The sequence below is a fragment of the Mycobacterium shinjukuense genome, from assembly GCF_010730055.1.
Classification (GTDB): domain Bacteria; phylum Actinomycetota; class Actinomycetes; order Mycobacteriales; family Mycobacteriaceae; genus Mycobacterium; species Mycobacterium shinjukuense.
The window spans coordinates 364071-386849 of sequence record NZ_AP022575.1 but is presented as its reverse complement, the minus strand read 5'-3'; the positions used below and the strand labels follow the sequence as shown (position 1 = coordinate 386849).

Annotated in this window: 17 protein-coding genes, 4 pseudogenes and 1 riboswitch; of the genes and pseudogenes, 10 read left to right on the top strand and 11 right to left on the bottom strand. The window is 67.6% G+C overall.

The window, feature by feature from the left end:
- The first annotated feature begins 109 nt into the window (after positions 1 to 109).
- Positions 110 to 241, top strand: coding sequence for a hypothetical protein (locus G6N20_RS21645; protein WP_142272086.1), 132 nt, complete (start codon positions 110 to 112; stop codon positions 239 to 241).
- A gap of 116 nt (positions 242 to 357) precedes the next feature.
- Here the strand turns inward: G6N20_RS21645 and G6N20_RS01755 are convergent, their stop codons facing one another.
- Both G6N20_RS01755 and G6N20_RS01750 read right to left on the bottom strand, forming a co-directional pair.
- Positions 358 to 1110 (bottom strand): 3-hydroxyacyl-CoA dehydrogenase, encoded by a 753-nt coding sequence (locus G6N20_RS01755; RefSeq protein WP_083049702.1) that lies wholly within the window; start codon positions 1108 to 1110, stop codon positions 358 to 360.
- A 32-nt stretch (positions 1111 to 1142) separates the two neighbouring features.
- Positions 1143 to 2255: a CaiB/BaiF CoA transferase family protein gene (locus tag G6N20_RS01750; RefSeq protein WP_083049774.1), complete on the bottom strand. Its 1113-nt coding sequence runs from the start codon at positions 2253 to 2255 to the stop codon at positions 1143 to 1145.
- Positions 2256 to 2364: 109 nt separating this feature from the next.
- Between G6N20_RS01750 and G6N20_RS01745 the strand changes: the two genes are divergently transcribed.
- The 3 genes from G6N20_RS01745 to G6N20_RS01735 are packed head-to-tail and all read left to right on the top strand — an operon-like array spanning position 2365 to position 4935.
- Entirely contained in the window at positions 2365 to 3366 is a 1002-nt protein-coding gene (locus G6N20_RS01745) for a type III polyketide synthase (RefSeq protein WP_372516255.1), read from the top strand.
- 4 nt (positions 3367 to 3370) lie between these two features.
- Positions 3371 to 3871, top strand: coding sequence for an isoprenylcysteine carboxyl methyltransferase family protein (locus tag G6N20_RS01740; protein WP_083049707.1), 501 nt, complete (start codon positions 3371 to 3373; stop codon positions 3869 to 3871).
- Between the two features lie 50 nt (positions 3872 to 3921).
- Complete coding sequence (locus tag G6N20_RS01735) at positions 3922 to 4935, top strand: NAD(P)/FAD-dependent oxidoreductase (protein WP_083049710.1); 1014 nt, start codon at positions 3922 to 3924, stop codon at positions 4933 to 4935.
- A gap of 9 nt (positions 4936 to 4944) precedes the next feature.
- On the opposite strand, the gene G6N20_RS01730 is transcribed toward G6N20_RS01735, so the two are convergent.
- Together G6N20_RS01730 and G6N20_RS01725 are read right to left on the bottom strand one after the other, a co-directional pair.
- Positions 4945 to 5691, bottom strand: a complete 747-nt coding sequence (locus G6N20_RS01730) for a crotonase/enoyl-CoA hydratase family protein (protein ID WP_232065484.1) — start codon at positions 5689 to 5691, stop codon at positions 4945 to 4947.
- Between the two features lie 50 nt (positions 5692 to 5741).
- Positions 5742 to 6890, bottom strand: coding sequence for a thiolase family protein (locus G6N20_RS01725; RefSeq protein ID WP_083049777.1), 1149 nt, complete (start codon positions 6888 to 6890; stop codon positions 5742 to 5744).
- Here G6N20_RS01725 and G6N20_RS01720 point away from each other — a divergent pair.
- The 3 genes and pseudogenes from G6N20_RS01720 to G6N20_RS22380 form a co-directional block, all read left to right on the top strand.
- Complete coding sequence (locus G6N20_RS01720; RefSeq protein WP_158084770.1) at positions 6889 to 7038, top strand: hypothetical protein; 150 nt, start codon at positions 6889 to 6891, stop codon at positions 7036 to 7038. The genes G6N20_RS01725 and G6N20_RS01720 overlap by 2 nt on opposite strands.
- Positions 7039 to 7261: 223 nt before the next feature.
- Positions 7262 to 9106, top strand: a pseudogene (locus G6N20_RS22385) (PPE domain-containing protein); the annotation flags it as partial.
- A gap of 54 nt (positions 9107 to 9160) precedes the next feature.
- A pseudogene (locus G6N20_RS22380) lies at positions 9161 to 10417 on the top strand (beta strand repeat-containing protein); the annotation flags it as partial.
- Between the two features lie 7 nt (positions 10418 to 10424).
- Here the strand turns inward: G6N20_RS22380 and G6N20_RS01710 are convergent.
- Genes G6N20_RS01710 through G6N20_RS01700 form a run of 3 tightly spaced genes read right to left on the bottom strand, consistent with a single transcriptional unit; the run spans position 10425 to position 12443 of the window.
- Entirely contained in the window at positions 10425 to 10871 is a 447-nt protein-coding gene (locus G6N20_RS01710; protein ID WP_083049719.1) for an SRPBCC family protein, read from the bottom strand.
- Positions 10872 to 10878: 7 nt separating this feature from the next.
- Positions 10879 to 12099 (bottom strand): RNA polymerase sigma factor, encoded by a 1221-nt coding sequence (locus tag G6N20_RS01705; RefSeq protein ID WP_083049721.1) that lies wholly within the window; start codon positions 12097 to 12099, stop codon positions 10879 to 10881.
- Positions 12096 to 12443: a YciI family protein gene (locus tag G6N20_RS01700; RefSeq protein WP_083049723.1), complete on the bottom strand. Its 348-nt coding sequence runs from the start codon at positions 12441 to 12443 to the stop codon at positions 12096 to 12098. Before G6N20_RS01700 ends, G6N20_RS01705 begins: the two co-directional genes overlap by 4 nt.
- Positions 12444 to 12608: 165 nt before the next feature.
- Positions 12609 to 12837, top strand: a riboswitch (cobalamin riboswitch).
- A 124-nt stretch (positions 12838 to 12961) separates the two neighbouring features.
- Between G6N20_RS01700 and metE the strand changes: the two are divergent.
- Positions 12962 to 15241: pseudogene (metE, locus tag G6N20_RS01695) on the top strand (5-methyltetrahydropteroyltriglutamate--homocysteine S-methyltransferase); the annotation flags it as partial.
- A 96-nt stretch (positions 15242 to 15337) separates the two neighbouring features.
- Here the strand turns inward: metE and G6N20_RS01690 are convergent.
- The 4 genes from G6N20_RS01690 to prpD form a co-directional block, all read right to left on the bottom strand.
- Complete coding sequence (locus G6N20_RS01690) at positions 15338 to 17059, bottom strand: DUF3556 domain-containing protein (RefSeq protein WP_083049730.1); 1722 nt, start codon at positions 17057 to 17059, stop codon at positions 15338 to 15340.
- Between the two features lie 76 nt (positions 17060 to 17135).
- Complete coding sequence (locus tag G6N20_RS01685) at positions 17136 to 18260, bottom strand: bifunctional 2-methylcitrate synthase/citrate synthase (protein ID WP_083049734.1); 1125 nt, start codon at positions 18258 to 18260, stop codon at positions 17136 to 17138.
- Positions 18241 to 19137 carry a methylisocitrate lyase gene (prpB, locus tag G6N20_RS01680; protein WP_083049739.1) on the bottom strand — a complete coding sequence of 299 codons (897 nt, stop codon included), beginning with the start codon at positions 19135 to 19137 and terminating at the stop codon, positions 18241 to 18243. The genes G6N20_RS01685 and prpB overlap by 20 nt, the downstream gene beginning before the upstream one ends.
- A complete protein-coding gene (gene prpD, locus G6N20_RS01675) occupies positions 19134 to 20639 on the bottom strand; it encodes a 2-methylcitrate dehydratase PrpD (protein WP_142272087.1) in 1506 nt (501 codons plus the stop codon). Before prpD ends, prpB begins: the two co-directional genes overlap by 4 nt.
- Positions 20640 to 20767: 128 nt before the next feature.
- Between prpD and G6N20_RS01670 the strand changes: the two genes are divergently transcribed.
- Positions 20768 to 22177: a short-chain fatty acyl-CoA regulator family protein gene (locus tag G6N20_RS01670; protein ID WP_083049744.1), complete on the top strand. Its 1410-nt coding sequence runs from the start codon at positions 20768 to 20770 to the stop codon at positions 22175 to 22177.
- Between the two features lie 18 nt (positions 22178 to 22195).
- Positions 22196 to 22603: pseudogene (locus G6N20_RS01665) on the top strand (flavin monoamine oxidase family protein); the annotation flags it as partial.
- Positions 22604 to 22779: the final 176 nt, after the last annotated feature.

Genomic DNA, 22779 nt, shown 5'->3' with positions numbered 1-22779 from the left:
CGGCCCGCCGTCACCTGGGGGAAAGCACCCTACCGGCCGGTAATAATTGCCACCATTTTCCGAACCGTGACTCAATGATTCCTTAATGGCGACTTCTACGCTCGGTGGCATGTGGATCGACGACGCGAGCGCCGATGTCATCAAGGCTGACTTCGAGGCTCTCTACCACGGCGACATGCTGGTGGAAGGCGAGAACTCGGAGCAGTTCGACGACTGGCGCCCGCTGCCCACGGCGAGCTGAGCGACCTCATGGGCATGCTTGCGCGGCTACTGATGGCCGAACCCGCGATCACCCGATGGTTTCGTCGGTAATCTTCGACATCGATCCCCCGCAACGGCGGGGGCTTTTTGTTCGGCTTAGCGCGGCGCCATCCGGATGGCGCCGTCCAGGCGGATGACTTCGCCGTTGAGCATGGGGTTTTCGATGATGTGCACGGCCAGCGCGGCGTACTCGTCGGGGTCGCCCAGCCGCGACGGATGCGGCACCTGCTGGCCCAGCGACGCCCGCGCCTCCTCGGGCAGCGATGCCAACAGCGGGGTGTCGAACAGGCCGGGCGCGATCGTGACCACGCGGATCAGCTTGCTGGCCAGGTCGCGCGCGATGGGCAAGGTCATCCCGACGACACCACCCTTGGACGCCGAGTAGGCGGCCTGACCGATCTGACCGTCGAATGCCGCCACCGAGGCGGTGTTGATGAGGACGCCCCGCTCTTCACCGATCGGCTCGGTCTTGGCGATCCGCTCCGCACCCAACCGCAGCACGTTGAACGTGCCGACCAGGTTGACGTCGACGATCTTGCGGAACGCGGCCAGCGGGAAGACGCCGTCGCGACCCAGCACTCGCAGGGCATTGCCGATGCCGGCACAGTTGACGACGATGCGCAGCGGACCCAGCGAGTCCGCCACGTCCAGCGCGTCGCTGACGGCGACCTCGTCGGTGACATCGGCGTGGGCGAAGCGGGCGCGCTCACCGAGTGCGCGGACCACCTCGTCGCCCCCGAGGTCCAGCACCACCACCCGCGCCCCGGCGTCCAGCAGGCGTCTGGTGGTGGCCAGGCCCAGGCCTGAGGCCCCGCCGGTGACCACCGCTACGGCGTCCTTGATCTGCATGCGCGTCCTTTCTTGGTCGTCGCTCGTCGTCCCTAGTAGTCCCAGTCGTTGAGCAGCGCGGCGATGTCTGTCTCCGGGGCGGCCGGCGGTCGTGGCTTGCCCGGCGGGGTGCGCGAGAACCGCGGGGCCGGCATCGGCTGCAGCCCACCCCCCGGACCAGCGTTGATTTCGTAGAAGGTGTTCCGCTCGGTGATGTGCGGCTCGGCCTGCACCTCGCCGAACGCCAGCACCGGCGTCACGCAGGCATCGGAATCGGCGAACACCTTGGCCCAGTGGTCGCGGTCATGGCGGGCGAAGGCCTGTGTGAGCACCGCCCGCAGCTCGGGCCACCGGGTGACGTCGTTCTGCGGGGGCAGCTTCGCCGCATCCAGACCCAATCCGGTGATCATCGCCGCGTAGAACTGCGGCTCGATGGCGCCGACGGCGACGTAGCGGCCGTCGGCGCATTCGTAGGTGTCGTAGTAGGGGGCGCCGCCGTCGAGCATGTTGCTGCCCCGCACGTCGGTCCACATGCCGGTCGCGCGCATGGCCCAGATCATCTGCGCTAGCACGCTGGACCCGTCCACCATCGCCGCGTCGATGACCTGTCCCCTGCCGGAGCGCTGCCGTTCCCACAGCGCGGCCAGGATGCCGACCAGCAGAAACATCGAGCCCCCACCGAAGTCGCCGACCAGGTTCAGCGGCGGCACCGGCCGCTCGCCCGCCCGCCCGATGGCATGCAGGATGCCGTTGAGCGCGATGTAGTTGATGTCGTGACCGGCCCGCTGGCTGCGTGGGCCGGTCTGGCCCCAGCCGGTCATCCGGGCGTAGATCAGCCGCTCGTTGACCTGTGCGCAGTCGTCGGGGCCCAGGCCCAGCCGCTCGGTGACGCCCGGGCGGTAACCCTCGATCAGCACGTCGGCCTTGGCGACGAGTTTGAGCACCAGCTCGCGTCCCTCGTCGGACTTCAGGTCGGCGGTCAGCACGCGCCGGTTGCGCAGCATGGCATCCTTGGCGGTGCCTCCACCGCCGCGGTCGGCGGCAGCCGACGGGCGTTCGATGCGGATGACGTCGGCGCCGAGATCCCCCAGGATCATCGCGGCGTGCGGGCCCGGCCCGATGCCGGCCAACTCGACCACCCGTAACCCGCTCAGCGGTCCCGCCATGGTGTAGCGACCTTTCGTCCACGGTGACGTCCCCCGACCCGATGCCGGATCGAACAACCGGTTGTCCGCATCTTCGCAGCCTCGGCCACCGGCCCGCATCCGACCTGTGCTGAACCCATCCGGCGGCAGTACCGTGACTGCATACATGGACACGATCACAGGGGGAAATTTGGCGTGCCTCGGTGCGGAAACACCGACGGCCACGACGACGAGGGATCCGTCGGTCGCGGCGGTGGCCGTGAAGTTCCCACAACACCGGCACAGCCAGGACGCAACCATCAACGCGCTGACCGAGTTCGCCGGCCCGGAGTTTCGGCGGTTCGCGCTGAGCAGCGGGGTTCGAGCGCGCCACACCGCGTTGCCGCTATCGCGTTATCGCCAGCTGAGCGGCTTCACCGAAGCAAACGACGCCTTCGTCGACGTCGCCCTCGACGTGGGCGAACAGGCGCTGCGGGCGGCCCTGGACGAAGCCGAGGTCAGGCCGTCGGAGATCGACATTGTCTTCTCGACGACGGTGACCGGGCTGGCGGTGCCGACGCTGGAAGCGCGGCTGGCCACCCGGGTGGGACTGCGCCAGGACAAATCCGTCGCCAACCTGATCGCCACCAGCCTGTTCGGTGACGGCGCCGCCGCCGTCGTCCTCCAGGGGGCCGCCCGGACTGCCGTCGGCTCGGTCGGCCTTCCCAAGGTGTTGGCAACCCGCAGCCGGCTCTACCCGGGCACCGAAGAAGTCATGGGCTGGAAGATCGGCAGCGACGGCTTCCGCATCGTCCTGTCGGTCGACGTCGCGACCGTCACCGAAAAATACCTTGGCAATGACGTCCGCAGATTCCTCGCCGATCACGGACTGACCACCGACGACGTGACGACCTGGGTGTGCCACCCCGGCGGGCCCAGGGTGATCGAAGCGGTGGAAAATGCGCTGGAGCTGCCCGCGGACGCTTTAGATGACACGCGGAAATCCTTGCGCGACAACGGGAATCTGTCTTCGGTGTGGGTGCTTGACGTGCTGCGGGCGGCCATGGCCGACCCGCCGCCACCGGGTTCGATCGGGGTGATGATCGCGATGGGGCCGGCCTTTTGCTCGGAACTGGTGCTGCTCAAGTGGTAGGGCCGTGTACTATCTGCTAATTCTGGCGGTCGTCATCGAACGCCTGGCCGAGCTGGTGGTGGCCCAGCGCAATGCACGCTGGTCTTTTGCCCAGGGCGGCAAGGAGTTTGGCCGCCGCCATTACGTGGCGATGGTCATCCTGCACACGGCGCTGCTGCTCGGCTGCGTGGTCGAACCATGGGCGCTGCACCGGCCGTTCCTACCGTGGCTCGGCTGGCCGATGCTGGCCGTGGTGGTGCTGAGCCAGGCGCTGCGCTGGTGGTGCGTGAAGTCGCTGGGCCGGCGATGGAACACCCGGGTGATCGCGGTGCCGCACGCGCCGCTGGTGCGACGCGGTCCCTACCGGTTCTTGCACCACCCGAACTATGTTGCCGTGGTGGCCGAAGGGGTCGCGTTGCCGCTGGTGCACACCGCGTGGTTGACGGCGCTGTGTTTCAGCCTGGCCAACGCGATCGTGCTGAGTGTGCGGCTGCACGTGGAGAACACGGTTCTGGGTTACCGATGACCCCCGCGCCGCGACGATGCAGAGCGAAGCGATGAAAAGGAGCGGCGCTCATGGCATATGACGCCGACCTGCTGGTCGTCGGGGGTGGCCCGGGCGGGCTCGCCACGGCGTTACAGGCGCGCCGGCAAGGACTTTCGGTCATCGTCGCCGAGCCGCGATGCGATCCCATCGACAAGGCGTGTGGCGAGGGGCTGATGCCCGGCGGCCTGGCCGAGCTGACATCGCTTGGCGTGGACCCGGCCGGCATGCCGTTTCGCGGGATCGCGTATCTGAGCGAACAACGCCGGGTGCAGGCGCGGTTTCGCACCGGGCCGGGGCGGGGTGTGCGACGCACCACGTTGCACGCGGCGCTGGCGGAGCGGGCCAAAGAGCAAGACACCGAATGGATCCGCAGGCGGGTGACCGGTGTCGCGCAGGACGCCCACGGCGTGACGGCCGCCGGTGTGCGCGCGAAATGGTTGGTGGCGGCAGACGGACTGCATTCGGCGGTGCGGCGCGCCGTGGGAATCACGGCGACGGCGGGAACACCGCGCCGCTACGGCGTGCGGTGGCACTTCCGGGTGCCGGTGTGGTCGGATTTCGTCGAAGTGCATTGGTCCCGTTGGGGCGAGGCGTACGTGACGCCGGTGGAATCGGATCTGGTCGGCGTGGCGATCCTGTCCCGTCAGCGACCCGAACTCGACTGGTTTCCCAGGCTCGCCCGCCACCTGAAGGGCGCCAGCCCGGGGCCGGCCCGCGGCTGCGGCCCGCTGCGGCAAGTGGTTTCACGCCGGGTGGCCGGGCGGGTGCTGTTGGTCGGTGACGCCGCCGGCTACGAAGACGCCCTCACCGGCGAAGGCATCAGTCTGGCCGTCAAGCAGGCCGCCGCGGCCGTCGGCGCCATCGTCGACGACGCCCCGGCGTCGTATGAGGTGGCGTGGCACCGGATTACCCGTGATTACCGGCTGCTCACCCGCGGTCTGGTGTTGGCCAGCACGCCCACCGCGGCGCGTCGCGCCATCGTGCCGGCATGTGCGCTGCTACCCCCGGTGTTCCGCTGGGGAGTGAACGTCCTGGCGCACTAGCAGCAGCGATCAGCGTCCCTTCCACACCGGCTCGCGTTTCTCCGCGAACGCCAACGGCCCCTCCTTGGCGTCCTCGGATCTGATCAGGGAACGCATCTCGCGCAGGGTGCGCTCCCAGCCCGCCTCCTCGTCGGTGATGACGCCGTCGTCAACCCCGTAAGCGACGCGCTTGCTGGCCTGTACCGACAGCGGCGCGTTGACGGTCACCCGCGCCGCCAGAGCCAGCGCGGCGTCCAGCACCGAGCCGTCCTTGACCACCTGGTTAATCAGGCCCCACCCGTAGGCGTCGGAGGCCGTCAACGGCTCACCGGTCAACAGCAGCTCCATCGCCACTTTGCGGGGCAGCTGGTTCATGATCCGGAAAACGCCGCCGGCCGCGGCGATCAGCCCGCGCTTGACCTCCGGCAACCCGAAACTGGCGCGCTCGTCGGCCACGACCAGGTCGCTGGCCAGCGCCAGCTCGGTGCCCCCGCCTAGTGCGGTGCCGTTGACCGCGGCGATGGTCGGCTTGTCGACGAAATGGTGCACGTAGCCGGCGAAACCCCAATCCGGGTGGTCGGGGTGATACACGTTCTCCCGGCGGGCAAGCGCCTTGAGGTCGACCCCGGCACAAAACGACCGGTCACCGGCACCGGTGATCACCACCGCCCGCACGTCCGGGTCGTGTTGCGCTTGGTCAAGCGCGTCGCCGACGGCGATGCTGACCGCGCGGTTGACGGCGTTGCGCGCCTCGGGGCGGTTGATCGTAATGACCATCACGTCGCGGTGGCGCTCGACCAGCGCCGCGGGCCGGTCGCCACTGTCGGTCACAGCAGCTCCACGATGGTGGCGTTGGCCTGGCCGCCGCCCTCACACATCGTCTGCAGCCCGTAGCGAATTCCCTTGTCCCGCATGTGGTACAGCAACGTCGTCAGCAACCGGGCCCCCGACCCGCCGAGCGGGTGGCCCAGCGCGATCGCCCCGCCGTTGGGATTGAGCTTGTTCTCGTCGGCGCCGATGTCACGCAGCCAGGCCAGCGGAACCGGCGCGAACGCCTCGTTGACCTCGTAGGCCCCGATGTCGTCGATGCTCAGCCCGGAGCGCTGCAGCACCTTCTGGGTTGCCGGGATGGGCGCGGTCAGCATGATCACCGGATCGGCCCCGGCCAGCGCCACGGTGTGCACCCGGGCGATCGGCTTCCGGCCCAGCGACTTGGCCTTCTCGGCGGACATGAACAGCAGCGCAGCCGACCCGTCGGAGATCTGTGAGGAGTTGCCGGCGTGAATCACACCGTCCTGCTTGAACGCCGGCTTCAGTGCGCCCATCTTTTCCATGGTGGTGCCGCGGCGGATGCCCTCGTCCTTGAGCACCAGGTTGCCGTCGTGGTCCCGGATGCCCACGATCTGGTCGTCAAACGCACCGGAATCCTGTGCAGCAGCGGCCTTTTCGTGTGATTCCAGGGAGAATTCGTCGAGGGCGACGCGGTCGAATCCCCACCGCTCGGCGATCATTTCGGCACCCAGGCCCTGGTTGGGGATCGCGCCGTGGTAGCGCTGCAGGAAGGCCGGCGGATATGGGCGTCCGCCGTTGGCCAGCGACGAGCCCATCGGGGTCCGCGACATCGATTCCACACCGCCGGCCACCACCACGTCGTAGTGACCGGCCACCACGCCGGCCGCGGCGAAGTGCACCGACTGCTGGCTCGACCCGCACTGGCGATCGACGGTCACCCCGGGGACGGTCTCCGGCCAGCCGGCCGCCAGCAGGGCGGTGCGGGCGATGTCGAGGGCTTGCTCACCGGCCTGCATGACGCAGCCCCAGATGACGTCGTCGACGATTTCGGGGTCGATGCCGGCCTTGTCGGCCAGTCCGGTGAGGACCTGTGCGGACAGGTCGGCCGGGTGCACACCGGCCAACCCGCCGTTGCGCTTGCCGATGGGTGAGCGGACCGCCTCGACGATAACGGCTTCGGCCATGAGCGATGTCTCCTTTGACGCGTTGAGTCGATTGTTGACCAGCGTGGTCGACGGTGTGGCGGCGGGGTGGCCGGGATGGTGCGGCAGCAGCCCGGCGATCGCGATCAAGTTTGGTGAAAACGCCGATACGGTCCGGGAATTGCCATAGTGTGTGGTCGCCAGGTATATCGGGTGCCGGGCGATCGGCCCGGTGTTGTCGGTGGGAGGCCCACCATGGCGACTGTGGGCAGGCGGGCGGGGATGCGCGGCATTGCGTGGCGCGCTTGCGCACCGGGATCCGGCGGGTGTGGGCAGCCGGCGGGGCGTGCGATTACGGGCGCCGCTGTGGCGACGACCCGTTGTGCGAGGCCAGCTGACGACGGGATGGCGTGATGAGTTTTCTGATGCTGCCTCCGGAGGTCAATTCGGCACTGATGTTCGCCGGTGCGGGCTCGGGCCCGACGCTGGCCGCGGCGGCGGCCTGGGACGGGCTGGCCGCCGAATTAGGCGAAGCGGCGGCCGCGTTCTCGTCGGTCACGTCGGGGCTGGTGGGTGGGGCCTGGCGGGGTCCGGCGGCGGCGGCGATGGCGGCCGCGGCGGCCCCCTATGCCAGCTGGCTGGGCACGGCGGCGACACGGGCCCTGGGCGCGGCCGAGCAGGCCAAGGCGGCCGCGGCGGTGTTTGAGGCCGCGCGGGCGGCCACGGTGCCTCCGGTGATGGTGGCGGCCAACCGCAATCAACTGGTGTCGCTGGTGCTGTCGAACCTGTTGGGCCAAAACGCCCCGGCGATCGCGGCGACCGAGGCCGCCTACGAGGAACTGTGGGCCGCCGATGTGGCGGCGATGGTGGGCTATCACGGCGCGGCGTCGGCGGTGGCCGCCCAGCTGGCGCCGTGGCAGCAGGCGTTGCAAGCCCTGCCCGGCCCGGTGGCCGCGGCGGCGTCCGGCCCGGCCGCCCAGGTCATCCCGGGGTTGGGCATCGGCAACATCGGCGTCGGAAACCTGAGCATCGGCAACATCGGCAACTACAACCTGGGCAGCGGCAACACCGGCGACTACAACCTGGGCAGCGGCAACATCGGCGACGCCAACCTGGGCGGCGGGAATCGCGGCAACGCGAACGTGGGCAACGGCAACTTCGGCTTCTTCAACCTGGGCAGCGGAAACTTCGGCAACACCAACCTCGGCAGCGGGAACGTGGGGTGGCTCAACCTGGGCAGCGGAAACTTCGCTAACGGAAACATCGGCTTCGGCAACAGCGGCGGCGACGGCAACATCGGCGGCGGAAACGTCGGCCCCGCCAACATCGGCAGCGGCAATTTCGGCTCCTTCAACGTGGGAAGCGGAAACACCGGCGACTCCAACGTGGGCTTTGGCAACCTCGGCAGCAACAACCTGGGATTTGGCAATAACGGCAACAACAACATCGGTTTCGGGCTCACCGGCGACAACATGATCGGCATCGGCGCGCTGAACTCGGGCACCGGAAACCTCGGCTTCGGCAACTCCGGCAACAACAACATCGGCTTCTTCAACTCGGGCAACAACAACATCGGCTTCTTCAACTCCGGAAACGGCAACTTCGGCTCCTTTAACGCCGGTTCCACCAACACCGGCTTCTGGAACGCGGGCTCCACCAACACCGGCTTCGGCAACGCGGGTTTCAACAACTTCGGTTCCGGGAACGCGGGCGGCCTGAACATGGGCTTCGGAAACGCGGGTTTTGGCAACATGGGTTTCGGAAACTCGGGCGACTCTAACGTGGGCAGCTTCAACTCGGGCTCATTCAACACGGGCGACTTCAACGCGGGCGCCTTCAACACCGGGTGGGCTAACTCGGGTGATACCAACACGGGTCTGTTCAACGCGGGTGGGCTGAACACCGGTGTTGGCAGCCCGGACACCCAGGCCGTGATGAACTCGGGCTTCGGCAACACCGGCACCGGCAACTCGGGCTTCAACAATTCCGGCACCGGCAACTCCGGCTTCCTGAACACCAGCACCGGCGCCTTCTTCTTCGGTCACTCGGGTCTTAACAACTCGGGCGTCGGCGGCAACGTGGGTATCAATAACTCGGGCACCTTCCACACGGGCCTATTCAACAACGGACTCCAGAACGTCGGCATCGGAAACTCGGCCAGCAACGCCGGTTTCACCGCCACGTCGGGCGTGGGCAACTCGGGCGACAACAGCTCGGGATTCTTCAACGCCGGCAACAACCAGTCGGGTTTCTTCAACCTCTCTAGCCTTGCGTTGACGGCCGCGGCCGGCCTGGCCTTCTCCCCCGGGCTGGGCGCCCCCGCGATCGGTCTTCCGGCCGTCAACGTGGGCATCGGCAACATCGGCGACTCCAACCTGGGCAGCGGAAACATCGGCTCGGTCAATCACGGCGCCGGGAATACCGGCAACGCCAACCAGGGCAGCGGGAACATCGGCAACGCCAACATGGGCAGCGGAAACAACGGTTTCTTCAACATGGGCGATGGCAACCTCGGCAACACCAACTTCGGGAACGGAAACCTCGGCAACCTCAACCTGGGCAGCGGAAACGACGGCACCCGCAACGTCGGCTACGGAAACTTCGGCAGCGGAAACGCCGGCAGCGGAAACGCCGGCAGCTATAACCTTGGCACCGCGAACAACGGCTCGTTCAACGTGGGTCATGCAAACAACGGCTCCTCCAACATCGGCTTTGCCAACCTCGGCAACAACAACCTGGGCTTTGCGAACAACGGCAACAACAACATCGGTGTCGGGCTCACCGGCAACAACATGATCGGCATCGGCGGGCTGAACTCGGGCGTCGGAAACATGGGCTTGTTCAACTCCGGCAACAACAACATCGGCTGGTTCAACTCCGGCAACAACAACGTCGGCTTCTTCAACTCCGGGGATAACAACTTCGGCTCCTTTAACGCGGGCTCCACCAACACCGGCTTCTGGAATGGGGGCTCCACCAACACCGGCTTCGGGAACGCCGGCAGCACCAACTTCGGCAACTGGAACGGCGGCAGCGCGAACATGGGCAACGGGAACGCTGGCAGCTTCAACCTGGGCTTCGGCAACTCCGGCGCCGGCAACACCGGCAGCCACAACTCGGGCAGCCTGAACACCGGCTTCTACAACTCGGGCGACACCAACACGGGATGGGGAAACTCGGGCGACATCAACACCGGCGCCTACAACTCGGGCAACCTGAACACCACCATCGGCAGCACCGCCACTCAACCGGGGCCGAACTCGGGCTTCGGCCACTCGGGCACCGGCAATTCCGGCTTCTTCAACTCGGGCGACGGTAACTCCGGCTTCCAGAACAGCAACACGGGCCTGGGAGCCGTCGGAAACTCGGGTGCGCGTAACTCGGGCGACGCCACCAACGTGGGCTTCCTCAACTTTGGCAGCAACAACACCGGCATTTTCAACGCCGGCTCCTTCAATACCGGAGTGTCCAACTCCGGCAACAACAGCTCGGGCGTGCGGAACCTGGGCGACAACAGCTCGGGGTTCGCCAACTCGGGCGATAACCAGTCGGGTTTCTTCAACAGCTGAGCAGTTGCTAGCCCCCGGCTTCCAAGAGTGCCTTGAGCCGGGCGAGATCCTTGCGATTGGCACGCTTGATCGCCAGCGTCAACACCGGCGCCACGATTCCGGTGAACCCGGAAGGCTCACCACGGTTGCGCAACGTCATCGTCGTCGAACCGTTCGGACCGTCTTCCCAGAGATAGGTCGTCTCCATCGGGAACGGCCCCTCCGCGGTGCGCATCACAAATCTCGTGTCGGGCACCAGTTCTACCGCCTCGTAGGTGTAACTCAGCTCGCGTCCGGGGAACCGGGCCGTGAAGGCGAACCGCGCGCCGACGGCCAACGGCTTGGGCGATTTCCATTGCACCGCTTTGATATTGACATACCACGCGGTGGCATTGTCGGGATCGGAGGCATAGCGCGCAACTTCATCTCGGGGCCGGGCAATCACGATCTCGCTCACCACGTCCACTGTCGTCATCGCACTCCTAACCTTGTCGCGCCGACCATTCGGCGATGCGCCGTTGGCGGTGTCGCCGTTCGGGTGCGGTGACCGCATCGGTGAGCGATACTCGCGTCTCCGCAACCGCCTCGGCGAACTTGCCCTGGCGGGCCAACAGTTCACCGCGCACCGCGTGCCAGCGCTGATCCGGCGCGATCCGCGCCAGCGCATCCAATCCCGCTGCCGCCCCTTGGGATTCGGCGACGGCGACCGCCCGGGCGAGCGCGGCGGGAGCGCTCAGCTGCACCGACAGCAGCAAGTCGTAGAGCCGGACGATCTCGGCCCAGTCGGTGGTGTGGTACGAGTCCGCTCGGGCGTGCTCGGCGGCGATCGCGGCCTGCAGCTGGTACGGGTCGGCGACCGTGCCGGTGCGCTGCAGCGACTCATCGAGCAGATCGAGTGCCTCCGCGATCGCGCCGGTGTCCCACAACGAGCGATCCTGCTCGGACAGCGGCACCGGATCTCCGGTGTCGTCGAGCCGTGCGGCGCGCCGGGATTCGGTCAGCAGCAGCAGCGCCAGGACCGCCATCGGCGATGGTTCATCGGGCATCAGCTCGTGGACCAGCCGCGCCAAGCGCAGCGCCTCCCGGGCACCGTCGACGTCGGTCAACCGGTCGCCGCCGGACGCGCTGTGCGCGATCGTGTAGGACGCGTGCAGCACCGCGCACACGGCCGAAAGGCGCGCCGGCAGCTCGTCGTCGGACGGCACCCGGTAGGGGATGGCGGCGCGGGCGATCTTCTTCCGGGTCCGGGTCAGGCGCTTGGCCACCGCCGCCTCGCTGGTCAGCAGCACCGCCGCGATTTGTGCGGGCGACAGGCCGCACAGCGTGCGCAGCGCCAGGGTCACCTGCGCGTCCAGTCCGAGCGCCGGGTGGCAGCAGGTAAAGATCAGCCGCAGCCGGTCGTCGGCCACCACACTGTCGGGCGGCAGGTCGGGAGCCGCGAGCTCCATGCTGGCACGCTCCTTCTGCGCTCGAACGCCCTCGCGGCGCAGCAAATCGATCGCGGCCCGGCGCGCGGTCACCGTCAGCCAGGCGCGGGGCTGGTCCGGCACACCGTTGCGGGGCCAGTCCCGCAGCGCGCGGAGCGCGGCTTCCTGCACCGCGTCCTCGGCGATCTGCAGCGAGCCGACCGACCGGACGAGGGTCGCCAGGATGCGGCTCCCCTCGATCCGGACGGTCTGAGCGAGCGCGGATTCGGCGTTCAACCGAAGTCGATGATGGGACGCACCTCGACAGCGCCATCCCAGGCGGCTGGGATATCGGCGGCGATCCGCAGGGCCTCGTCCAGGTCGGCGGCTTCGATGAGGTAGAAGCCGGTCAGGGCCTCCTTGGTCTCGGCGTAGGGGCCGTCGCTGGTGACGACGTCGCCGCCGCGGGCGCCACGGACCCGGACGGTCGTCGCGGTGGCCGTCGGGTACAGCGCCGCGCCGCCACGAATCGCAGCGGCGTGGTCCTGGCCGAACTTCTGGTATTCGGCCATGTCCTCGGCCTGCTCGGGGGCCGACCAGTCGACGTCCCTGGTGTAGGTGAGTGCGGCGTATTGCGGCATGGTTTTCCTCCTGTCTCGATCATCATCCGGGCGGTTCCCGAATCTCATCAAGAGGACGATCGCGGTGGGCCCGATCGGGACACCTCCGCCCGGAGCCGTCGGGATCCAGTCGCTGGCCGGTTCGCCTCAGCCGGGCGGCAGAGTAACGCGGCAGAGTAACCTGGTGCTCGCAGCTGGTCTGCTGGCGCCGCGTGCTGCGGCACCGGCATCGAGCGACGCAACGATGCATCGCGAGAGGGAACCCTGTGAGAATCCGGGACTGTCCCGCAGCGGTATGCAGGAACGACCGCCGTCTTTTGGCACTGGTCCCCGCGACTGGGAAGCGACGGCCATTAGGAGCACCGACCGGTGCGCGCCTGCGAGTCCGAAGACCTGCCAGCTGTGCCGGGCGCGCCGCGTCCGGCGGCTCACCGCCTCGTGGAATGGGCGTTTGGCCGTACCTGTTGCGGGGTGCACCGGTGGGGTGTGCACCTCAATCGGATCGGCTGCACGTCCGCCGGCGGTGACCACCCCGTCGACTGAAGGACCAGCACGTGACCGCTCAACCGTTTACCGCAACCATTACCGGCTCCCCGCGCATCGGCCCGCGCCGCGAACTCAAGCGCGCCACCGAGGGCTACTGGGCCGGGCGCACCAGCCGAGCCGACCTGGAGGCCGTCGCCGCCACGCTGCGCCGCGACACCTGGTCCGACCTGGCCGCCGCCGGTCTGGACTCGGTGCCGGTGAACACCTTCTCCTACTACGACCAGATGCTCGACACCGCGGTGCTGCTCGGCGCGCTGCCTCCCCGGGTGACCGAGATCTCCGACGACCTGGACCGCTATTTTGCCGCCGCCCGCGGCAACGACCAGATCGCGCCGCTGGAGATGACGAAATGGTTTGACACCAACTACCACTACCTGGTTCCCGAAATCGGGCCGTCAACCCGGTTCACGCTGCACCCCGACAAGGTGCTCGCCGAGCTCAAAGAGGCGCAGGAACTGGGAATACCGGCACGCCCGGTCGTCATCGGGCCGATCACCTTCCTGTTGCTGAGCAAGGCCGTCGACGGTGCGGGCGCACCCATCGGACGGCTCGAAGAGCTGGTGCCGGTCTACTCCGAGCTGCTGTCGCTGCTGGCCGCCAACGGTGCCGCGTGGGTGCAGCTCGACGAACCGGCGCTGGTCACCGACATCTCGCCGGACGCGCCCGCGCTGGCCGAGCGCCTGTACACCGCGCTGGGATCGCTGGCCAACCGCCCGGCACTTTTCGTCGCCACCTACTTTGGTGACCCGGGTGCGGCCCTGGCCGCGCTGGCGCGCACCCCGGTCGAGGCGGTCGGCGTCGACCTGGTGGCCGGTGCGCACACCGCGGTGGCCGGGGTACCTGAGCTGGCCGGCAAGACGCTGGTGGCCGGGGTCGTCGACGGGCGCAACGTCTGGCGCACCGACCTGGAGGCCGCGCTGAGCAAGCTGGCGACCCTGCTGGGCTCGGCGGCTGCCGTTGCTGTGTCGACGTCGTGTTCGACGCTGCACGTGCCGTACTCGCTGGCCCTGGAAACCGGGCTGGACGACAACCTGCGCAGCTGGCTGGCGTTCGGTGCCGAAAAGGTGCGCGAGGTCGTGGTGCTGGCACGCGCGCTGCGCGACGGGCGAGACGCGGTCGCCGACGAGATCGCCGCATCCAACGCCGCGGTGGCGTCCCGCAAGCGCGATCCGCGCCTGCGCAACGGGCAGGTCCGGGCCCGCATCGAGTCGATCGTCGCCTCCGGCGCTCACCGCGGCGAGGCGGCCCGGCGCCGCGCCAGCCAGGACGCGCGGCTACACCTGCCGCCGCTGCCGACCACGACGATCGGCTCCTACCCGCAGACCTCCGCGATCCGCAAGGCACGGGCGGCGCTGCGGGCCGGTGAGATCGACGAGGCCGAGTACGTCCGCCGGATGAAGGCCGAGATCGCCGAGGTCATCGCGCTGCAGGAGCGACTCGGGCTGGATGTGCTGGTGCATGGTGAGCCGGAGCGCAACGACATGGTGCAGTACTTCGCCGAGCAGCTGGAGGGCTTCTTCGCCACCCAGAACGGCTGGGTGCAGTCCTACGGCAGCCGGTGCGTGCGTCCGCCGATCCTCTACGGCGACGTGGCCCGCACCCGCCCGATGACCGTCGAGTGGATCACCTACGCGCAGTCGCTGACCGACAAGCCGGTGAAGGGCATGTTGACCGGGCCGGTCACCATCCTGGCGTGGTCGTTCGTGCGGGACGACCAGCCGCTGGCCGACACCGCCAACCAGGTGGCGCTGGCCATTCGCGACGAGACCGTGGACTTGCAGTCCGCGGGAATCGCGATCATCCAGGTCGACGAGCCCGCGCTGCGCGAGCTGCTGCCGTTGCGGCGCGCCGATCAGGCGGAGTACTTGCGTTGGGCGGTTGGGGCCTTCCGGTTGGCTACCTCCGGCGTCGCCGACTCGACCCAGATCCACACCCACCTGTGCTACTCGGAGTTCGGTGAGGTGATCGGGGCGATCGCCGACCTGGACGCCGACGTGACGTCGCTGGAGGCGGCCCGGTCACACATGGAGGTGCTCGACGACCTGAACGCGATCGGCTTCGCCAACAGCGTGGGCCCGGGTGTCTATGACATTCACTCGCCGCGGGTGCCCTCCGCTGAGGAGATGGCCGACTCGTTGCGCGCCGCGGTGCGCGCCGTGCCGGCCGAGCGACTGTGGGTCAACCCCGACTGTGGCCTGAAGACCCGCAACGTCGACGAGGTGACCGCGTCGCTGCGGAACATGGTCGCCGCGGCGCGGGAGGTGCGCGCGGGCGCCGCGCGGGCGCCTAGGCCTGCGAGGCCTGGTGAGCAGACGCAAAAGCCCCCGAAAACCGGTGTTTTCGGGGGCTTTTGCGTCTGCTCGCCGGGGCTACTCCGACAGCACCTGGACCGGCACGTCGTCGTCCCAGGGCTGCCGGGTGACCATGTCGGCCACCCGGACATAGCCGCGCTCGAACTCGCCGGTCGCCGCGTCCACCAGCCGGTATGTCTGGGTCTGCCGGTGGATGGGCTGGGCGTCGAGCAGCACCACCCGCACCTCACCGGGTTCGAAGCGGCAGCGCTGTTGCATCGCCTCGATCAGTTGCTCGTTGTGCATGTGGCCGTCGCCGAAATTCCACCCCACGGCGGTGCTGCAGATCCGTTCGCCGTCGGTGATGACGTAGTCGTCTTCGTCATGGCCCGCCATCGCTCGATGCGCGAGCGTAAACAGCGCCCTGCCATGGGTATTCATCGCGCGAAACGCGTATCCGAGGTACATCGGGATCTGTGCTCGCCCCTTGCCGTAGTAGCGCTCCAGCTGCGCGGCCGGCATGCTGGCGATCGCGACGATGCCCCGGTTGATCTTGTCCTCGGCGGAGGGCTTGATGCACCACAGCGTGGTGTCCCAATTGCCGGCGTAATAGCGCATGGCGGGCAAAAACGAGATCTTGCGCGGGAACAGGTTGCCCACGATGACGATGCCCGCGATCACAGCGATCAGGATCGCGACCGGCACAGGGTTTTTCACGTCCGTTAGGCCGAGGCTGGCATGCCCGACGAACAGCGACAGCACGCCGAAGATCATGAACACGTTCCACTCCAGCGGCACGCCCATCGGGATCGCCGTCAAGATCCCCAGGTGAAAGCACACCATCGCGGTCGCGGCCACCGCCGTTGGCCAGCCGCCGTGCGCGACGAACATCACCACTGGCACGCACATCTCGACGAAAGTGCTGACGTGGGCCACGATCCGCGACAACAGTCCGGGCCGCAGGTCGTCGGGGAACTTCGCGAAGAACAACCGCTTGACGAACCGCGGCCGCAACAGCGGGTTGTTGGACATCATGGTCGATATCACAAAGGCGAAGTGCCTGTTGAGCTTCGACGTCGCCGCGCCCATCCAGATCACCAGGAACACCAGCTTGGCGGCCACGATCATGTCGACACCGCCGAACAGGAAGGTCACCGTCAAGGTGGCATAGACCTCGCCGCGGGCGGCCAGGAAGATCACCTTGTCGCGCAGGCCCAACATCCCGAGCAGCACCAGGATGAGCACGATCTGCCACGCGGGCAGCAGCCCGACCTTGGTGCCCAGCTCCGGTATCGGGCCGGTGCCCCCGGTGAACAGCGCCGACAGCAACAGCACCAGCAGCAGCGCATACAGCGCGACGTCCACCGGCTTGCGCTTGGTTCCCCTGGTCAGCGGGACACGCTCCGGCCACGGCGGCAGCCGGACGGTGCCGAACCTCATCCAGTACAGAATCGAGCCCATCGGCGGGCAGTACCGGTTGTTCAGCGGCCCGAAGCCGCAGCCCAACCCGACCACCTCGAACAGCATCGTGTAGAGCACGACCTTCTGGAACACGATCGGCTCGGTGTACCACGCTGCCACATTGGTGAATCCATCGATCCCCTTGGTGGTCAGCACGATCAGCCAACCCACCAGGACGTACAGCAGGATCTTGGCGACGTAGCACAAGTGCAGCACCACCGGCGTGCCGAAGCCCACCTCGGCCCAGTGGCTGGCCATCGGGCGGATCTTCTCGCTGCGGGTGCCCTTGCTCCACTCCGCCAAGTCGATATCCGGCAGTCGGGGCTGCAGAAATCCCATAGCCCACAAGACTAGAACGTGTTCTAGGTGCGTGCTCGGGTTGGCGGCATCGAACCCCCGTTTGGTGTGCGCCGGTTTACGGCAGCGCCCGCTGCTCGCGCCCGGAGTACGCGCTCAGTGGCCGGATCAACGCGTTGGCCGCGGTCTGTTCCATGATGTGTGCGGTCCAGCCGGTGATCCTGCTCATCACGAAGATCGGTGTGAAGCTGGCGATGTCGAATCCCATCAGGTAGTACGCGGGACCGGTCGGAAAATCGAGATTGGGCTTGATCCCGGTAGCGGCCTGCATTTCGGCCTCGAGGACGTCGTAGATATCCAGCCAGCGCTGGCCGTCGCGCGCCGCGGCCACGCGCGCCAACGCGTGTTTCATGGTCGGCACCCGGGAGTCGCCGTTCCGGTACACCCGATGCCCGAAGCCCATGATCTTCTCCTTGCGGGCGAGCTTGCCGCGCAACCACTCCCGCGCGTTGGCCGGATCGCCGATCTCGATCATGTCGTGCATGACGGCCTCGTTCGCGCCGCCATGCAGCCGCCCCTTGAGCGCGCCGATCGCGCCGGTCACCGCGCTGTAGATGTCGGATTGGGTCGAGGTCACCACCCTGGCGGCGAACGTCGACGCGTTGAACCCGTGTTCGGCGTAAAGGATCATCGACTGCTCGAACGCCGACACGACGGCGGGTTCGGGCACCTCGCCGAAGCACATGCGTAGGAAGTTCTCGGCGTAGCTTAGCCCGCTGTGCGGCGGGACCGGAGGCAACCCGCGCCGGCGCCGCATGTCGATCGCCACGATCGTGGGCAACACGGCCATCATGCGCAGCGCCTTGGCGCGGTTGGCCGAGGCGTCGTCCTCGTCTGGGTCCTCGGCGCCCAGATAGCTGATCGCGGTGCGCACCACATCCATCGGGTGGCAGTTGTCTGGCAGCTTGGCCAACAGCGACAGCATGGAGCGGTCCACCCGACGGCTGGCCCGTTCCCGCTGGCTAAACAACGCCAACTCGGCATCGGTGGGCAACTCACCACGCCACAGCAGGAAGGCGACCTGCTCGAAACTGCAGTGCGTCGCCAGATCCTGGACCGGATATCCCCGGTAGGTCAACGAATTGGTATCCGAGACCACCTTGGAAATCGCGGTGGTGTCCACCACCACACCGGCAAGGCCCTTCTTGATGTCGGGTTGCGCATCAACCGTGGGCGCGGTCATGGATTACCTCCTCGTAGTCGGAGTAGCGCAGCAGCTGATAAAGCCGGCTGCGCTGCTGCATTCGCTCTAGCAGGCCGGATTGCGTTCCCGTTGAATCGATTTCACGAAGGCCTGCCTCGACGGCGAACATCGCCAGGCGTAACGTGGTGACCGGGTAGATGACGGCGTTGTAACCGATGTCGCCCAATTGCCGCGCGGTCAGCAGTGGTGACTTGCCGAACTCGGTCATGTTGGCCAGCAGTGGGACATCGACCGCGGCACGGAACTTCTCGAAATCGGCCACTTCGACCAGCGCCTCGGTGAAGATCATGTCGGCACCCGCATCGGCGTAGGCGCGGGCGCGGTCGATCGCGGCGGGCAGGCCCTCCACACCGGCCGCGTCGGTGCGGGCGCAGATCACGAAGTTAGCGTCGCGCCGCGCGGATACCGCTGCGCCCAAACGCCTTACCATCTCGGCGGTGGGGATGACCGCCTTCCCGTCGAGGTGACCGCAGCGCTTCGGGTTGACCTGATCTTCCAGGTGACATCCGGCCAGGCCGGCCTGCTCCAGCAGGCTTACGGTGCGCGCGGCGTTCAGCGGCGAGCCGAATCCGGTGTCCGCATCGATCAGCGTCGGCAGGTCTGTGGCCGCGGCGATTTGGGCGCCGCGTGCGGCGACCTCGGTCAGGGTTGTCAACCCGATGTCGGGCAACCCGAGGTCGGCCGACAGCGCTGCGCCGGAAACATAGACGCCGTCAAACCCGATCTCGGCAATCGCCTTGGCCACCAGCGGCGAGAACGCACCCGGAAGACGTTGCAGCCGACCGGATCTCAGGCCAGCCCGAAATGCGATGCGTTTGTCGGCGACAGGCGTGGCCGCCGCGAGCAGCCCGGTCATTGGAAGATCCCCGGCGGAATCACCGGAGCCCTGTCCAGCACCCGCGGATCGACCAAAACGTTCAGCCCGCCCAACCCACCGGCGCCGAGGTCGGCCAGACCGTCCACGGTGGACAGAAACCGCTGCTGCTCAGCGGGTTCCACGATGTCCTCGGCGAGCTCGGTGAACTTCTCCACGTATTGCTTGCGCTCGAACGGCCGGGCGCCCAGCGGATGCGCATCGGCCACCGCCAGTTCGTCGACGATCACCTCGCCGCTCTTGAGCGTCACCTCCGCGCGCGCCCCGAACGCCTTGGTCGCCGGATCGGATGAGTGATACCGGCGGGTCCATTCGGGATCCTCGACGGTGGAAATCTTGTGCCACAGCGCCACCGTGTCGGGCCGGTGCGCCCGCTCGGGTGCATAGGAACGCTCGTGGTGCCAGCTGCCGTCCTGCAACGCCACCGCGAAGATGTAGGGCAGCGAATGGTCGAGGGTTTCCCGTGACGAGTCCGGATCGAACTTCTGTGGGTCCCCGGATCCCGTTCCGATCACCACGTGGGTGTGGTGGCTGGTGTGTAGCACGATCGTCGCGATTTGGTCCAGGTCGCCGATGCGCTCGCGCAGCCGGCGGGCCAAGTCGATGGGCGCCTGGCTCTGGTACTCCGCGGAGTGCTGCTTGGTATAGCTGTCCAGAATGGCGCGCTTGGGCTCGCCGGGGCCGGGCAGAGGCACCTGGTAGGTGCGCTCGGGTCCGCCGAGCAGCCAGGCGATCACGCCGTCCTCGCCCTCCCAGATCGGAGCCGGCGAACCCTCGCCACGCATCGCCCGATCGACCGCCTCGATGCCGACCTTGCCCGCGTGTGCCGGGGCGAACGCCTTCCAGCTGGAGATGGCACCCTTACGGGATTGGCGGGTGCTGGTGGTCAGGTGCAGGGCCTGGCCGATCGCGTGGTAGATGGTCTCGGTGTCCAGCCTCAGCATGGTCCCGATGCCGGCGGCCACCGCCGGGCCGAGGTGGGCAACATGGTCGATCTTGTGCTCGTGCAGGCAGATGCCGCGCACCAGGTCGATGTGCACCTCGTAGGCGGTCGCCAGACCCCGGATCAGGTCAGCGCCGCCCACGCGCAGCTGCTGGGCGACCGCCACCAGCGGTGGGATGTTGTCGCCCGGGTGGGAGTAGTCCGCGGCCAGAAATGTGTCGTGGAAATCGAGTTCGCGCACCGCGACGCCGTTGGCCCACGCCGCCCATTCCGCGGAATAGCTGCCCGTGACGCCGAAGACGCTGGCCCCTTGCCGCGCCGGATGCGCCAGCGCCTGGTGGCGGGCCACCGTGACCGGTCGGCGCAGCACGGCTGCGGCGCTGACGGCGGCGTTGTCGATGATGCGGTTGCACACCATCTCCGCGGTCTCTGGCTCGACGGCAACCGGGTCGGCGGCGACCTGCGCGATCTTGTAAGCCAGGTGTTCGGTGCGTGGGAAATCATCGGCGCTGCGCCGCGCCCGGACCGCATGCATCACCATGATCCGCACAATATGCAATCCCTAAACCAACCGAAAGAGACTGGAAATGTGGATTTTTGTGTCCTTACTTGGCACAGTTTGCAAACCTTGTAAATAGGATTGGGGGTAGGGTGTCACCGGTGACGAAGATGTTTTCGGGTGCTCGGCTGCGGCGGTTGCGCCACGAACGGGGGCTGACCCAGGCCGCGCTGGCCCACGCCCTGGATTTGTCCACCAGCTACGTCAACCAGCTGGAGAACGATCAGCGGCCGATCACCGTGCCGGTGTTGCTCGCGCTCACCGAGCGCTTCGACCTGCCCGCCCAGTACTTCTCTTCCGACGCCGATGCGCGGCTGGTGGCTGACCTGTCCGACGTGTTCACCGAGACCGCGGCCGAGCATGCGGTCAGCCGCGGCCAGATCGAGGAATTCGTTGCCCGGATGCCCGAGGTCGGTCGCGGCCTGGTCACCGTGCACCGCCGGCTGCGCGAGGCCACCGAGGAGCTGGAGGCCTATCGATCTCGTGCGATCGCCGAAACCGAACTTCCGCCCGAGCGCCCGATGCCGTTCGAAGAGGTCCGCGATTTCTTCTACGACCGCAACAACTACATCGGCGAGCTCGACGTGGCGGCCGAGCAGATGTTCACCGAGAGCGGGATGCGGCCCGGCGGGTTGGACATCCAGCTGGCCGAGCTGATCCGGGAGCGATTCGGCATCTCCGTGGTGATCGACGACGGGCTACCCGACACCGTCAAGCGCCGCTACCACCCGGACACCAAGGTGCTTCGGGTCGCCCACTGGTTGCTGCCCGGCCAGCGCGCCTTCCAGGTCGCCACCCAACTGGCACTGCTGAGCCAGTCAGACCTGATCTCGGCCCTGGTGGCCACCGATGACCGGCTCAGCACCGAAGCCCGCGGCGTCGCCCGGATCGGGCTGGCCAACTACTTCGCCGGCGCCTTCCTGCTGCCCTACCGCGAATTCCACCGCGCCGCAGAGGAATTGCGCTACGACATCGATCTGTTGGGCCGGCGGTTCGGGGTGGGCTTCGAGACCGTGTGCCACCGGTTGTCGACGCTGCAGCGCCCGCAGCAGCGCGGGATACCGTTCATCTTCGTGCGCACTGACAGGGCCGGCAACATCTCAAAACGGCAGTCCGCCACCGCATTTCACTTCAGCCGGGTCGGCGGCAGCTGCCCGCTGTGGGTGGTGCATGACGCCTTCGCCCAGCCGGGCCGGATCGTGCGTCAGGTCGCGCAAATGCCCGACGGCCGGTCCTACTTCTGGGTCGCTAAGACCACCGCGCCCGAAGGGCTCGGCTATCTGAGCCAGCACAAGAATTTCGCCATCGGGCTGGGCTGCGACCTGGAGCACGCCGACAAGCTCGTCTACTCCACCGGGGTCGTGCTCGACGACCCGTCCACGGCGGTCCCGATCGGGGCGGGTTGCAAGATCTGCAACCGCACCTCATGCGCCCAGCGCGCGTTCCCGTACCTGGGCGGGCGGGTCGTGGTCGACGAGAACTCGGGCAGCAGCCTGCCGTATTCGTCCAGCAACCACTGAGCGGTGTAGCTTGCTGCCATGACGGACGTCGACTATTGCGTGGTAGGAGCGGGATTCGCCGGCTTGACGGCGGCCCTGCGCTGAAACAGGCCGGCCGATCGGTTGCCCTGTTGGAGGCTCGCGACCGGGGTCGGCGGTCGCACGTTCACGGTCACCCGCGACGACGGCGTGTGGATCGACCGCGGCGGCGCATGGATCGGACCGGGCCAGGACCGGATCGATGCCCTGACGGACGAGTTCGGCGTAGCCGAATACAAGCAGCACAACGACGGCGACGCCATGATGATCGTCGAGGGCGAGAAGCACCGCTACGGCGGCAAACTCCCCTGGACGATGAGCCCGTGGGCGGTGGCCAACCTCGGCATTGGTTTGCTCAGTGTCGAGCAAATGTGCAAAACGCTGCCGCGCGAAGCCCCCTGGGACTCGTCGATCGGTTCGGCGACCAGGCGAACGCCCCCATCGAATTCCACGAGCAGAACTGGACCCAGGACCGCTACTCCGGGGCCGGCATGATCAGCCACACACCGACCGGTGTGCTGACGGAATTCGGTTACACGCCCAATCCTTGGCGCCCACCGCGGAGGTTGAGCAAGGACACCGGA

What these genes read in the sequence shown, in the direction of transcription:
- G6N20_RS01735 (WP_083049710.1), top strand. Translation starts at nt 3,922, where the DNA reads ATGGCATATGACGCCGACCTGCTGGTCGTCGGGGGTGGCCCGGGCGGG.
- G6N20_RS01730 (WP_232065484.1), bottom strand. Translation starts at nt 5,691, where the DNA reads ATGGTCATTACGATCAACCGCCCCGAGGCGCGCAACGCCGTCAACCGC.
- G6N20_RS01725 (WP_083049777.1), bottom strand. Translation starts at nt 6,890, where the DNA reads ATGGCCGAAGCCGTTATCGTCGAGGCGGTCCGCTCACCCATCGGCAAG.
- G6N20_RS01670 (WP_083049744.1), top strand. Translation starts at nt 20,768, where the DNA reads ATGTTTTCGGGTGCTCGGCTGCGGCGGTTGCGCCACGAACGGGGGCTG.
- G6N20_RS01685 (WP_083049734.1), bottom strand. Translation starts at nt 18,260, where the DNA reads ATGACCGCGCCCACGGTTGATGCGCAACCCGACATCAAGAAGGGCCTT.
- G6N20_RS21645 (WP_142272086.1), top strand. Translation starts at nt 110, where the DNA reads ATGTGGATCGACGACGCGAGCGCCGATGTCATCAAGGCTGACTTCGAG.
- G6N20_RS01700 (WP_083049723.1), bottom strand. Translation starts at nt 12,443, where the DNA reads ATGCCGCAATACGCCGCACTCACCTACACCAGGGACGTCGACTGGTCG.
- G6N20_RS01750 (WP_083049774.1), bottom strand. Translation starts at nt 2,255, where the DNA reads ATGGCGGGACCGCTGAGCGGGTTACGGGTGGTCGAGTTGGCCGGCATC.
- G6N20_RS01755 (WP_083049702.1), bottom strand. Translation starts at nt 1,110, where the DNA reads ATGCAGATCAAGGACGCCGTAGCGGTGGTCACCGGCGGGGCCTCAGGC.
- G6N20_RS01690 (WP_083049730.1), bottom strand. Translation starts at nt 17,059, where the DNA reads ATGGGATTTCTGCAGCCCCGACTGCCGGATATCGACTTGGCGGAGTGG.
- G6N20_RS01710 (WP_083049719.1), bottom strand. Translation starts at nt 10,871, where the DNA reads ATGACGACAGTGGACGTGGTGAGCGAGATCGTGATTGCCCGGCCCCGA.
- G6N20_RS01720 (WP_158084770.1), top strand. Translation starts at nt 6,889, where the DNA reads ATGAGCGATGTCTCCTTTGACGCGTTGAGTCGATTGTTGACCAGCGTG.
- prpD (WP_142272087.1), bottom strand. Translation starts at nt 20,639, where the DNA reads ATGGTGATGCATGCGGTCCGGGCGCGGCGCAGCGCCGATGATTTCCCA.
- prpB (WP_083049739.1), bottom strand. Translation starts at nt 19,137, where the DNA reads ATGACCGGGCTGCTCGCGGCGGCCACGCCTGTCGCCGACAAACGCATC.